The sequence below is a fragment of the Methylophilus sp. TWE2 genome, from assembly GCF_001183865.1.
Taxonomy (GTDB): Bacteria; Pseudomonadota; Gammaproteobacteria; order Burkholderiales; family Methylophilaceae; genus Methylophilus.
This window is the reverse complement of record NZ_CP012020.1, coordinates 543,321-555,699: the sequence shown is the minus strand read 5'-3', so window position 1 is coordinate 555,699 and position 12,379 is coordinate 543,321. Positions and strand designations below refer to the sequence as shown.

Below are 12,379 nucleotides of genomic sequence, written 5' to 3'. Positions count from 1 at the left end.
ATTATTCCTTTGAGTCACCGACTGTCACATGAATATGACAGGTTGGTTTCGTAATACGACCAGCGCGACCTTTTGCACGTGCACGGATACGCTTCATCACCAAGCCTTTATCAACATAAATTGAAGTCACCTTCAATGTGTCGATATCAGCACCATTGTTATGTTCGGCGTTAGCAATCGCAGACAGAACCACTTTTTTAATGATCTCGGCACCACGCTTAGGTGTAAATGCCAGGATATTCAAAGCTTGGTCTACTTTTTTGCCACGCACAAGGTCAGCCACCAAACGCGCTTTTTGCGGAGAAAGGTGTACGCCTTTTAAAACTGCAGTAACTTGCATTATCAGCCCCTTACTTCTTCGCTTTTTTATCAGCCGCGTGACCCTTGAACGTGCGAGTCAACGCAAATTCACCGAGCTTGTGACCAACCATGTTTTCAGAAATCAACACAGGCACATGCTGTCTGCCGTTGTGCACTGCGATGGTTAAACCAATGAAATTTGGCAAAACAGTCGAGCGACGTGACCAAGTTTTGATTGGTTTACGGTCGCGACCCGCTACAGCGGTTTCGACTTTCTTCGCCAAATGTGCATCCACAAATGGACCTTTTTTAATAGAACGTGCCATAGCGATTACCTTACATTTCTCGGACGACGACTTACGCGCATGTTATCGGTACGCTTGTTCTTACGAGTACGATAACCCTTAGTTTTCTGACCCCATGGAGACACAGGGCTCATACCGGCAGCAGTACGGCCTTCACCACCACCGTGCGGGTGGTCGATCGGGTTCATCACCACACCGCGAACGGTTGGGCGAACACCGCGCCAACGCATTGCACCGGCTTTACCGATAGAACGCAAGGAATGCTCTTCGTTACCGACTTCACCCAAAGTAGCCTTGCAGTCTACGTGCACTCGACGCACTTCACCGGAACGCAAACGCAACTGGGCATAAGAACCTTCACGCGCCAACAGCTGTACTGAAGTACCGGCTGAACGGGCGATCTGCGCACCTTTACCTGGTTGAATCTCGATGCAGTGAATCGTGCTACCCACTGGAATGTTGCGCAATGGCAATGCATTACCAGCACGGATAGGTGCTTCAGAGCCGCTAATCAACTGTGCACCAGCAGCAATACCACGTGGTGCAATGATGTAACGACGCTCACCATCCGCATAGCACAGCAACGCAATGTTTGCTGTACGGTTTGGATCGTATTCAATACGTTCAACTGTTGCAGGGATACCATCCTTGTTACGACGGAAGTCGACAATACGGTAATGCTGCTTATGACCACCACCCTGGTGACGGGTTGTGATACGGCCGTTGTTATTACGACCTGCGTTTTTGCTTTGACTTTCCAACAGCGGCGCGTAAGGCTTGCCTTTGTGCAAATCTGGTGTAACAACTTTCAATACACCGCGACGACCGGGGGAAGTTGGTTTGACTTTAACTAATGCCATGTCTTCTCTCCTTATTCGCCAGCTGCAAAGTTAATTTCTTGACCTGGTTTCAAGCTAACATAAGCTTTTTTCCAGTCGCTACGCTTACCCATGCGACGGCCAGCGCGCTTTACTTTACCTGCGACGTTAATCACAGACACAGAAGCCACTTCAACCTTAAACACCAATTCAACAGCCGCTTTAATTTCTGGCTTGGTTGCATCGGTACGCACTTTAAAAGCAATTTGCTGATACTTGTCAGCAATGAATGTTGCCTTTTCAGTAATTTGTGGAGCCAAAATCACTTGCAACAAACGATCTTGTGTTTTTGTAGCTGCGGTAATCATGCCAAGATCTCCTCAAGTTTTTTCACAGCATTGGCTGTGACCAAAACGTTAGGGAAACGCACCAGACTTACTGGGTCAGCATATTGCGCTTCAACTACCAATACGTTTGGCAGGTTACGGGAAGACAAGTACAAATTCTCATCAAAACCGTCAGTCAACAGCAGCACGCCACCGTCGATGCCCAGGGCATTGATCTTTTGTACAAATTGTTTTGTTTTTGGTGTATCAACAGTAAAGCTGTCAACCACCTTCAAACGATCCTGACGCACCAACTCAGACAAAATAGTCTGCATGCCTGCGCGGTAAGCCTTACGGTTTACCTTGTGGCTGTAGTTTTCGTTAGGGCTATTTGGGAATGCGCGACCGCCTCCACGCCAGATCGGGCTTGAAGACATACCAGCACGAGCGTTACCAGTACCCTTTTGCGCAAATGGCTTATGAGTAGTGTGAGCAACGGTAGCACGGGTTTTCTGAGCACGGGTTGCAGTACGGGCGTTTGCCATGTAGGCAACAACCACTTCATGCACCAATGACTCATTAAATTCACGACCGAAAGTCACATCAGACGCATCCACGCCTTTTTTAGCGACTTTGCCGTTTTGATCGATGAGTTTCAATTCCATTATTTAGCCCCTTTCGCTTTGATGGCTGGACGCACAACAACATTGCCACCTTTGGAGCCAGGTACGGAACCTTTAATCAACAACAGGTTACGCTCTACGTCTACACGAACGATTTCCAGGTTTTGGGTAGTGACTTTAGCATCACCCAAATGACCAGGCATGCGCTTACCAGGGAATACTCGACCTGGATCCTGCGCCATACCGATAGAACCTGGTACGTTATGTGAACGGGAGTTACCGTGAGATGCACGGTTAGAGGAGAAGTTATGACGCTTGATCGCACCGGCAAAACCTTTACCGATGGAAGTCCCCGTCACATCAACCAACTGACCGACTGAGAAAATGTCAACCGTGACATTGCCACCGACCTGGAAGTTAGCCAATACATCTTCAGCCACATTGAATTCTTTGATACCAGCACCGGCAGCAACGCCAGCCTTGGCATAATGACCAGTCAACGCTTTGTTGATACGGCTGGCACGACGCTCACCGTAAGCAACCTGCAGGCCTGTATAGCCATCCGTTGCGACTGTCTTCACTTGTGTCACGCGGTTAGGAATCACTTCCAGCACTGTTACAGGAACGCTTGCGCCTTCTTCTGTAAAAATGCGGGTCATGCCCACCTTGCGACCAATAAGCCCTAAGCTCATGATCAGTTCCTTATAATAGTTAAAGTGGACGATTGCAATTGACCGTCCACCGAAGAGCGCGGATTATACCGGACTATTCTTAAATTGACAATAACCTTTTCATTTGAAAAGGTTATTTGCCATTAAAACTTGAATTACAACTTGATTTCTACATCCACACCGGCTGGCAGATCAAGCTTCATCAAAGCATCTACAGTCTTGTCTGTAGGATCCACGATGTCCATCAAACGCTGATGGGTACGGATTTCAAACTGGTCACGTGATGTTTTGTTCACGTGTGGGGAACGCAAAATATCAAAACGTTCAATACGTGTTGGCAATGGTACTGGACCTTTAACAACTGCACCTGTACGTTTTGCAGTATCCACAATCTCCAAAGCAGATTGGTCGATCAAACGATAGTCAAATGCTTTCAGACGGATACGAATTTTTTGAGCTGCCATGTTTTTTCCTTAAAAAGAGCAAAAGCGGCAGGATCACCATGCCGCCCGAAAATAAATTACTCGATGATTTTGGCAACAACGCCAGCACCAACGGTACGACCACCTTCACGAATCGCGAAACGCAGACCATCTTCCATCGCGATAGGCGCGATCAAAGTTACTGTGATAGATACGTTATCACCTGGCATCACCATCTCGGTACCTGCTGGCAACTCAACTGCACCAGTCACGTCAGTGGTACGGAAGTAGAACTGTGGACGGTAGCCGTTGAAGAATGGCGTATGACGACCACCTTCATCTTTACCCAACACGTAGATCTCAGCTGTGAACTTGGTGTGTGGTTTGATAGAACCAGATTTAGCCAACACTTGACCACGCTCAACTTCTTCACGCTTAGTACCACGCAACAGTACGCCTACGTTGTCACCTGCTTGACCTTGGTCCAGCAGTTTACGGAACATTTCAACACCAGTACAGGTGGTTTTCAAGGTTGGTTTCAGACCAACGATTTCGATTTCGTCGCCGACTTTAACGATACCACGCTCAACACGGCCTGTAACAACAGTACCACGACCAGAGATAGAGAATACATCTTCTACTGGCATCAGGAAGGTACCGTCGATGGCACGCTCTGGCGTTGGGATGTAGCTATCCAATGCATCAGCCAATGCGAAGATCGCTGGCTCGCCGATTTCTGACTGGTCACCTTCCAGGGCCAATTTAGCAGAACCTTTGATGATTGGGGTGTCGTCACCTGGGAAGTCGTACTTGCTCAGCAAGTCACGCACTTCCATCTCAACCAACTCCAACAACTCAGCGTCATCAACCATGTCCGCTTTGTTCAGGAACACAACGATGTATGGTACGCCAACTTGGCGGGCCAACAGGATGTGCTCACGTGTTTGTGGCATAGGGCCGTCAGCAGCTGAACATACCAGGATCGCGCCGTCCATCTGGGCAGCACCGGTAATCATGTTTTTAACATAGTCAGCGTGGCCTGGGCAGTCAACGTGTGCGTAGTGACGAGTAGCAGTCTCGTACTCAACGTGGGCTGTATTAATGGTAATACCACGAGCTTTTTCTTCTGGTGCCGCGTCAATTTGGTCGTAAGCTTTTGCTTCGCCGCCAAATTTCTTTGTCAACACGGTTGTAATCGCCGCTGTCAATGTTGTCTTACCGTGGTCAACGTGACCAATCGTACCAACGTTCACGTGTGGCTTGGTACGTTCAAATTTGCCTTTTGCCATGATTGTTTTCCTTTAATTCAATACTTTAATAAATCAATTATTTTTTGTTGATGATTGCATCAGCAACGTTTTTCGGAGCATCAGCGTAATGCTTGAATTCCATGCTGTAAGTTGCGCGGCCTTGTGACAAGGAACGAACCACAGTGGAGTAACCAAACATTTCTGACAGCGGCACTTCGGCTTTAATCGCCTTACCACCGCCAGGCATGTCATCCATGCCCTGGATGATGCCACGACGGGAAGACAAGTCACCCATCACATCACCCATGTACTCTTCAGGCGTCTCAACTTCAACTGCCATCATAGGCTCCAGCAACACTGGGTCTGCTTTACGCATACCTTCCTTGAAGCCGATAGAAGCTGCCATCTTGAACGCGTTTTCGTTGGAGTCAACGTCATGGTATGAACCATCAAACAGCGTGACCTTCACGTCAACCACCGGGAAACCAGCCAGGATACCGGCAGGAATCGTTTCACGCAGACCTTTATCCACAGCAGGAATAAATTCACGTGGCACGGTACCGCCTTTAATCGCGTCAACGAATTCGTAACCTTTACCCGCTTCGTTAGGCTCCATTTTGAGCCATACGTGACCGTACTGACCTTTACCGCCAGACTGTTTAACGAATTTACCTTCAACCTCAACCGATTTACGGATCGCTTCACGGTAAGCCACCTGCGGTGCACCCACGTTAGCTTCAACGTTAAACTCACGCTTCATACGGTCAACCAGAATTTCCAGGTGCAATTCACCCATACCGGAAATAATGGTCTGACCAGACTCTTCGTCGGAACGTACACGGAAAGAAGGGTCTTCTTGTGCCAAACGGCCCAATGCCAAGCCCATTTTTTCCTGGTCGCTCTTGGTTTTTGGCTCAACAGCCACGTGGATCACTGGCTCAGGGAATACCATGCGCTCCAGGATGATAGGCTTGTCAGGAGAGCACAGGGATTCACCAGTGGTCACTTCTTTCAAACCGATACAAGCGGCGATGTCACCAGCCAACACCTCTTCAACCTCTTCTCGGTTGTTGGCGTGCATCTGCACGATACGGCCGATACGCTCCTTCTTACCCTTCACAGAGTTCAGAACGGTATCACCTTTATTCAATACACCTGAGTAGACGCGGATAAATGTCAGCTGACCAACAAACGGGTCTGTCATCAGTTTAAACGCCAACGCAGAGAAACCTTCTTTGTCATCGGCTTTACGGCTGGCAGGTTTACCATCGTCATCTTCACCAGTCACATCTGGAATATCGATTGGGGATGGCAGGAAGTCAACCACAGCATCCAGCATACGCTGCACACCTTTGTTCTTAAATGCAGAGCCACACAGCATCGGCTGGATCTCACCAGCAATGGTACGTGTACGCAAACCTAATTTGATGTCTTTTTCTTCCAGATCACCATTTTCCAGGTATTTGTTCATCAGCTCTTCGCTGGCTTCAGCAGCAGATTCAACCATCTGCTCGCGCCATTTGTTCGCTGTTTCAACTAGGTCAGCAGGGATATCGCCGTAAGTGAATTTCATGCCTTGAGAAGCTTCATCCCAGATGATGGCTTTCATCTTGATCAGGTCAACCACACCTGTAAAGGTATCTTCACGGCCGATAGGAATCACCACCGGCACTGGGCTAGCGCGCAGACGTGTTTTCATCTGATCTACAACCTTGAAGAAGTCGGCACCGGAACGGTCCATCTTGTTCACAAAGGCCAAGCGAGGCACTTTGTATTTGTTGGCTTGACGCCATACAGTTTCAGATTGTGGTTGCACACCACCCACGGCACAGTACACCATACAGGCGCCGTCGAGTACGCGCATGGAACGCTCAACTTCAATCGTGAAGTCAACGTGCCCTGGGGTATCAATAATGTTGAATCGATGCTCAGGCAAAGACAGGTCCATGCCTTTCCAGAAACAGGTGGTCGCTGCAGAAGTAATGGTAATACCACGTTCCTGCTCTTGCTCCATCCAGTCCATGGTGGCTGCACCGTCGTGCACTTCACCAATCTTATGGTTCACACCAGTGTAGAACAGAATACGTTCTGTCGTGGTTGTTTTACCTGCGTCAATGTGCGCAGAAATACCAATATTACGGTAGCGTTCAATAGGGGTTTTACGTGCCACGATGCTTTACCTTTGCTATCAATTCAACTAATTATTAAAGAACGAGGTCGTTTAATTAAAAACGGAAGTGTGAGAAGGCCTTGTTAGCCTCTGCCATACGGTGAACTTCTTCACGTTTTTTCATTGCTGAGCCACGGCCTTCAGACGCTTCGATCAACTCAGCCGCCAGACGCAAGCCCATGGACTTCTCGCCACGCTTACGGGCTGCATCACGCAACCAGCGCATTGCCAAGGCACTACGACGGCTAGGACGCACTTCTACAGGCACCTGATAGTTTGCACCACCGACGCGACGGCTTTTCACTTCAACGATAGGGCGCAGATTGTTCAACGCTGTGGTGAATAATTCCAGCGGATCTTTGCCACTCTTGCTGGCTACTTGATCAAATGCACCGTAAACGATACGTTCAGCAACAGATTTTTTACCACCTGTCATCAATACGTTTACGAATTTGGATACTTCCTGGCTACCAAATTTTGGATCCGGCAAGATATTACGTTTGGGGACTTCTCTACGTCTAGGCATACTATTCTCTTTTCAATTAAATTTTTGCTAGCAACTACACTCGCAAGGCATTTCAGCCGCTCTTAAAAAATGGACAACGCGTCCAAATAGACTTAATAAATTAAGCTTTAGCTTCTTTAGGGCGCTTCGCACCGTATTTGGAACGGGACTGTTTACGGTCTTTCACACCAGCCGTATCCAAGCTACCGCGAACCATGTGGTAACGCACACCTGGCAAGTCTTTTACACGACCGCCACGCAACAGCACAACAGAGTGCTCCTGCAGGTTGTGGCCTTCACCACCGATGTAGCTAATCACTTCGTAACCGTTGGTCAAGCGGACTTTCGCCACTTTACGCAACGCAGAGTTTGGTTTTTTAGGAGTGGTGGTATACACACGGGTGCACACGCCACGCTTTTGCGGGCAAGCTTCCAAGGCTGGAACCTTGCTCTTGGTTACCACTTTAACGCGTGGTTTGCGTACTAACTGATTAATGGTTGGCATTGCCTTAACCTCTTCACCTTTAAAAAACCACCATTTGAGCAGGAAGACTCAAGTTTGGCGGCACATCAACAATAACACCTTATTGAGACAATAAGGCTATTCTGAGAAACCCAGCATTTTAATAAACGAGTCAAGGGGTGTCAAGCACTATTCATGCTCAACACCCCTTGTTATTTTGCCCGGCCTCACGGCCGGTAAAGCCTGATATTACTCGGCAGCGCTATCGTCAGCAGCGGCTTCTTCGACCACTTCTTCCGGTGCAAACATCGCTTCAGCGGCCAATACGGCTTCTGAAGGTTCTGCTGCATTCGGTGTCAATGAAGCAATTGCTGCACGCTTGCGGGACTCGTGATACGCCAGGCCGGTACCGGCTGGAATCAAGCGACCCACAATAACGTTTTCTTTCAGGCCACGCAGATCGTCGCGTTTGCCCAAAATCGCCGCTTCGGTCAACACGCGGGTGGTTTCCTGGAAAGACGCCGCAGAGATGAACGAATCGGTAGACAGCGATGCTTTGGTAATACCCAGCAACACGTACTCGAAAGTTGCCGGACGTTTGTTTTCAGCAATTACGCGTTCATTTTCTGTCAACAGATCTGCACGCTCTACCTGCTCACCAGGGATGAAACTGGTATCACCGGCATCTTGTACTTTCACACGACGCAGCATCTGGCGCACAATCACTTCAATGTGCTTGTCGTTAATCTTCACGCCCTGCAAGCGGTAAACGTCTTGCACTTCGTCGATGATGTAGCGTGCCAATGCTTCGCGACCTTGCAAGCGCAGGATGTCTTGTGGATCAGCCGGGCCGTCCACAATCGTCTCGCCCTTGGTGACCACTTGACCGTCATGCGCAGTCACGTGCTTGTCCTTGGCAATCAGGAACTCGCTGGTAATACCATCTAAATCAGTAATGACCAGACGTTGCTTACCTTTAGTATCCTTACCAAACGACACAGTACCTGTCACTTCTGCCAGCATACCGGCATCTTTTGGTGAACGCGCTTCGAACAGCTCGGCCACACGTGGCAGACCCCCGGTAATATCACGGGTTTTGGAAGATTCTTGCGGGATACGTGCCAGCACTTCACCCACACCCACTTCCTGACCATCTTTCACGGTAATGATACAACCCAGCTGGAAGGTCACATTGACTGGGGTTTCAGTCCCTGCAATTTTCACTTCCACGCCATTGGCATCCAGCAACTTCACCTGCGGACGCAAGCCTTTGGATGACCCAGCACGCTGCTTAGGATCAATCACCACCAGGGAGGACAAGCCAGTGACTTCGTCCACCTGTTTAGCAACCGTGACACCTTCTTCAACGTTCTCGAACTTCACGCGACCTGCGTACTCGGTAATAATCGGACGAGTATGCGGATCCCATGTTGCCAGCGCCTGACCCGCTTTGACGGTTTTACCATCATTGATGGTCAGTGTCGCACCGTAAGGTACTTTATGACGCTCACGCTCACGGCCATTGTCGTCAGAAATCACCACCTCACCATTACGGGAGATGACGATCTGCTCACCACGTGAATTGGTCACGTAACGCATGGTAGAAGTAAAGCCAGCGGTACCGTTGGATTTGCTTTCTACTTGTGATACAGACGCTGCACGCGATACCGCACCACCGATATGGAACGTACGCATGGTCAACTGTGTACCCGGTTCACCGATGGACTGCGCAGCAATCACACCGACAGATTCACCAATGCTGATCAGCTTGCCGCGACCTAAGTCACGACCGTAACACTTGGCACAAATACCATAACGTGTATCGCAAGTCAGGGCAGTACGTACTTTGACTTCATCAATGCCCAGGGCATCGATTTTTTCAACTTCGTCTTCGCCCAGCAATGTCCCGGCTTCGTACACCACTTCCTGAGTTTCAGGATGCAGGATATCCAGCGCAGAGGTACGGCCCAGGATACGGTCATGCAATGGCTCAACCACTTCACCGCCTTTTACCAAGGCCTTGGTGACCAAACCTTCGGTCGTACCGCAATCTGTCTCGGTCACAACCAAGTCTTGCGTGACGTCTACCAGACGTCGTGTCAGGTAACCGGAGTTCGCTGTTTTCAGCGCCGTATCGGCCAGACCCTTACGCGCACCGTGGGTAGAAATAAAGTACTGCAACACGTTCAGGCCATCACGGAAGTTGGCCTTAATAGGCGTTTCAATAATAGAACCATCAGGTTTCGCCATCAGACCACGCATACCGGCCAGCTGACGCACCTGCGCTGCGGAACCCCGCGCACCAGAATCGGCCATCATGTAAATCGCGTTGAATGATTCCTGACGTACAACTTTACCGTCTTTCTTGACTACGTTACCTTCAGCGTCTTTCACATCTTCTTCGCGCAGCTGTTTCATCATGGCATCTGCCACTTTGTCACCGGCACGACCCCAGATGTCGACCACCTTGTTGTAACGCTCACCCTGAGTTACCAGACCAGAAACGTATTGATCTTCAATCTCTTTCACTTCCGCGTCAGCAGCAGCAATCAACTGCTCTTTCTCTGGCGGCACCAACATATCGTTGATGCTAATAGAGATACCTGCTTTAGTCGCGTAGGAGTAACCGGTATACATCAGTTTGTCAGCAAAAATCACGGTTTCACGGATGCCTACTTTACGGAAGCTGGCATTGATCAGGCGTGAGATTTCTTTTTTCTTCAGTGCCTTATCGATGTAGCTGAATGGCAAGCCTGGTGGCAAGATTTCAGACAGCAATGCACGACCAACTGTGGTGGTGTAACGGTTGATTTTCTCGATCTTCTGGCCAGCGACATCCAGCTCGAATTCACGGATACGCACAGTGACTTTAGCGTGCAGATCAATCAGGCCCTGGTCGTACACACGTTGCACTTCCTTAATATCACTGAAGATCATGCCTTCACCACGCGCGGCTACTTTCTCGCGAGTCATGTAGTACAGACCCAACACGATATCCTGTGACGGCACAATGATTGGTTCGCCATTGGCTGGAGACAAGACGTTGTTGGATGCCAGCATCAAGGTGCGGGCTTCCATCTGTGCTTCCAGGCTCAATGGCACGTGAACCGCCATCTGGTCACCGTCAAAGTCGGCGTTAAAGGCTGAACACACCAATGGGTGCAACTGGATCGCTTTACCTTCGATCAATACTGGTTCAAAGGCCTGGATACCCAGACGGTGCAGCGTAGGCGCACGGTTCAACAACACCGGATGCTCACGGATCACGTCTTCCAGGATATCCCAGACTTCTGGTCCTTCCTCTTCCACTTTCTTCTTCGCTGCCTTGATGGTCGTTGCCAAACCTAATACTTCCAGCTTGTGGAAAATGAAAGGCTTGAACAGTTCCAGCGCCATTTTCTTAGGCAGACCACACTGGTGCAGTTTCAATTGCGGACCAACCACAATCACGGAACGGCCGGAGTAGTCCACACGTTTACCCAACAGGTTTTGACGGAAACGACCGCCTTTACCTTTAATCATGTCAGCCAGTGATTTCAGCGGACGCTTGTTAGCACCCGTCATCACTTTACCGCGACGGCCGTTGTCCAGCAGTGAATCTACAGCTTCCTGCAGCATACGTTTTTCGTTACGGACGATGATCTCAGGCGCTTTTAACTCCAGCAAACGCTTCAGACGGTTGTTACGGTTGATTACGCGGCGATACAGGTCGTTCAGGTCAGACGTTGCAAAACGGCCGCCGTCCAATGGAACCAATGGACGCAACTCAGGTGGCAACACTGGCAAGATTTCCAGGATCATCCACTCAGGCTTGATGCCGGATTTCTGGAACGCTTCCAATACTTTCAGACGCTTGGCGATCTTCTTGATCTTGGCTTCTGAGCTGGTCGCAGACAGTTCGCTACGCAATGTTTCAATTTCGCGCTCAATGTCCATGGTGCGCAACAATTCGCGCACAGCTTCAGCACCCATCACGGCATTGAATTCGTCACCGTATTCTTCAACCTTGGCCAGGTAGTCATCTTCAGTCAGCAACTGACCACGGGTCAGCGGCGTCATGCCTGGATCAATCACGATGAATGCCTCAAAGTACAACACACGCTCAATGTCACGAAGGGCAATATCCAGCACCATACCCAAGCGGCTAGGCAAGGATTTCAGGAACCAGATGTGCGCCACTGGTGAGGCCAGCTCAATGTGGCCCATACGCTCACGACGCACTTTACTCAAGGTGACTTCAACGCCACACTTCTCACAAATCACACCGCGGTGCTTCAAACGCTTGTATTTACCGCACAAGCACTCGTAATCTTTGATCGGGCCAAAGATCTTGGAGCAGAACAAACCATCCCGCTCTGGTTTGAAGGTACGGTAGTTGATGGTTTCTGGCTTTTTCACTTCGCCATAGGACCATGAACGGATTTTTTCAGGTGAAGCCAGCGCGATCTTGATCGCGTCGAACTCTTCTTCTTGCGTAACCTGTTTAAATAAATCTAATAACGCTTTCATAGAGACTCTCCTAATGG

Annotated in this window: 12 protein-coding genes; all 12 read right to left on the bottom strand. The window is 49.4% G+C overall.

Annotated elements, in window-relative coordinates; all coding sequences use genetic code 11:
• Window position 1: 1 nt before the first annotated feature.
• The 12 genes from rplV to rpoC all read right to left on the bottom strand — a co-directional run bounded on the left by rplV (window position 2) and on the right by rpoC (window position 12,362).
• Window positions 2–340: a 50S ribosomal protein L22 gene (gene rplV / locus ACJ67_RS02630; RefSeq protein ID WP_018986274.1), complete on the bottom strand. Its 339-nt coding sequence runs from the start codon at window positions 338–340 to the stop codon at window positions 2–4.
• Window positions 341–350: 10 nt separating this feature from the next.
• On the bottom strand, window positions 351–626 hold the full coding sequence (gene rpsS / locus ACJ67_RS02625) for a 30S ribosomal protein S19 (protein ID WP_018986275.1): 276 nt from the start codon (window positions 624–626) through the stop codon (window positions 351–353).
• Between the two features lie 5 nt (window positions 627–631).
• A complete protein-coding gene (rplB, locus tag ACJ67_RS02620; protein ID WP_018986276.1) occupies window positions 632–1,465 on the bottom strand; it encodes a 50S ribosomal protein L2 in 834 nt (277 codons plus the stop codon).
• 11 nt (window positions 1,466–1,476) lie between these two features.
• Window positions 1,477–1,791 (bottom strand): 50S ribosomal protein L23, encoded by a 315-nt coding sequence (gene rplW / locus ACJ67_RS02615; protein WP_049637765.1) that lies wholly within the window; start codon window positions 1,789–1,791, stop codon window positions 1,477–1,479.
• Window positions 1,788–2,414: a 50S ribosomal protein L4 gene (gene rplD / locus ACJ67_RS02610; RefSeq protein WP_049637764.1), complete on the bottom strand. Its 627-nt coding sequence runs from the start codon at window positions 2,412–2,414 to the stop codon at window positions 1,788–1,790. The genes rplW and rplD overlap by 4 nt, the downstream gene beginning before the upstream one ends.
• The gene (gene rplC / locus ACJ67_RS02605) at window positions 2,414–3,064 is read right to left on the bottom strand and encodes a 50S ribosomal protein L3 (RefSeq protein ID WP_049637763.1); all 651 of its coding nucleotides are present in this window, start codon (window positions 3,062–3,064) and stop codon (window positions 2,414–2,416) included. The genes rplD and rplC overlap by 1 nt, the downstream gene beginning before the upstream one ends.
• A 134-nt stretch (window positions 3,065–3,198) precedes the next feature.
• Window positions 3,199–3,507 (bottom strand): 30S ribosomal protein S10, encoded by a 309-nt coding sequence (gene rpsJ, locus ACJ67_RS02600; protein WP_018986280.1) that lies wholly within the window; start codon window positions 3,505–3,507, stop codon window positions 3,199–3,201.
• A 56-nt stretch (window positions 3,508–3,563) separates the two neighbouring features.
• Window positions 3,564–4,754, bottom strand: a complete 1,191-nt coding sequence (gene tuf, locus ACJ67_RS02595) for an elongation factor Tu (protein ID WP_026295380.1) — start codon at window positions 4,752–4,754, stop codon at window positions 3,564–3,566.
• Between the two features lie 37 nt (window positions 4,755–4,791).
• Complete coding sequence (fusA, locus tag ACJ67_RS02590; protein WP_049637762.1) at window positions 4,792–6,885, bottom strand: elongation factor G; 2,094 nt, start codon at window positions 6,883–6,885, stop codon at window positions 4,792–4,794.
• Between the two features lie 55 nt (window positions 6,886–6,940).
• A complete protein-coding gene (gene rpsG, locus ACJ67_RS02585) occupies window positions 6,941–7,411 on the bottom strand; it encodes a 30S ribosomal protein S7 (RefSeq protein ID WP_018987693.1) in 471 nt (156 codons plus the stop codon).
• A 100-nt stretch (window positions 7,412–7,511) separates the two neighbouring features.
• Window positions 7,512–7,895 (bottom strand): 30S ribosomal protein S12, encoded by a 384-nt coding sequence (gene rpsL, locus ACJ67_RS02580; protein WP_018987692.1) that lies wholly within the window; start codon window positions 7,893–7,895, stop codon window positions 7,512–7,514.
• Between the two features lie 207 nt (window positions 7,896–8,102).
• Complete coding sequence (gene rpoC / locus ACJ67_RS02575) at window positions 8,103–12,362, bottom strand: DNA-directed RNA polymerase subunit beta' (protein WP_049637761.1); 4,260 nt, start codon at window positions 12,360–12,362, stop codon at window positions 8,103–8,105.
• Between the last annotated feature and the right edge of the window lie 17 nt (window positions 12,363–12,379).

Bases quoted from the DNA above. Each gene is read 5' to 3' on its own strand.
- rpoC (WP_049637761.1), bottom strand. From the start codon at position 12,362: ATGAAAGCGTTATTAGATTTATTTAAACAGGTTACGCAAGAAGAAGAG.
- rplV (WP_018986274.1), bottom strand. From the start codon at position 340: ATGCAAGTTACTGCAGTTTTAAAAGGCGTACACCTTTCTCCGCAAAAA.
- tuf (WP_026295380.1), bottom strand. From the start codon at position 4,754: ATGGCAAAAGGCAAATTTGAACGTACCAAGCCACACGTGAACGTTGGT.
- rplW (WP_049637765.1), bottom strand. From the start codon at position 1,791: ATGATTACCGCAGCTACAAAAACACAAGATCGTTTGTTGCAAGTGATT.
- rpsG (WP_018987693.1), bottom strand. From the start codon at position 7,411: ATGCCTAGACGTAGAGAAGTCCCCAAACGTAATATCTTGCCGGATCCA.
- rplD (WP_049637764.1), bottom strand. From the start codon at position 2,414: ATGGAATTGAAACTCATCGATCAAAACGGCAAAGTCGCTAAAAAAGGC.
- rpsS (WP_018986275.1), bottom strand. From the start codon at position 626: ATGGCACGTTCTATTAAAAAAGGTCCATTTGTGGATGCACATTTGGCG.
- rplC (WP_049637763.1), bottom strand. From the start codon at position 3,064: ATGAGCTTAGGGCTTATTGGTCGCAAGGTGGGCATGACCCGCATTTTT.
- rplB (WP_018986276.1), bottom strand. From the start codon at position 1,465: ATGGCATTAGTTAAAGTCAAACCAACTTCCCCCGGTCGTCGCGGTGTA.
- rpsL (WP_018987692.1), bottom strand. From the start codon at position 7,895: ATGCCAACCATTAATCAGTTAGTACGCAAACCACGCGTTAAAGTGGTA.
- rpsJ (WP_018986280.1), bottom strand. From the start codon at position 3,507: ATGGCAGCTCAAAAAATTCGTATCCGTCTGAAAGCATTTGACTATCGT.